General features: G+C 56.5%; 1 rRNA gene. It reads right to left on the bottom strand.

Annotated features, from left to right (window positions below):
* A 16S ribosomal RNA gene (locus FHC48_RS23210) occupies nucleotides 1-253 on the bottom strand; the annotation flags it as partial.

The raw sequence follows: 253 nt of genomic DNA on the forward strand, positions 1-253 counted from the left end.
CAGACCGCCTGCGTGCGCTTTACGCCCAGTAATTCCGATTAACGCTTGCACCCTCCGTATTACCGCGGCTGCTGGCACGGAGTTAGCCGGTGCTTCTTCTGCGGGTAACGTCAATCGCTGAGGTTATTAACCTCAACGCCTTCCTCCCCGCTGAAAGTACTTTACAACCCGAAGGCCTTCTTCATACACGCGGCATGGCTGCATCAGGCTTGCGCCCATTGTGCAATATTCCCCACTGCTGCCTCCCGTAGGA

Origin of the sequence: Enterobacter sp. EC_50, assembly GCF_019584525.1 — a bacterium.
In the GTDB taxonomy this organism is placed as follows: Bacteria; Pseudomonadota; Gammaproteobacteria; order Enterobacterales; family Enterobacteriaceae; genus Enterobacter; species Enterobacter roggenkampii.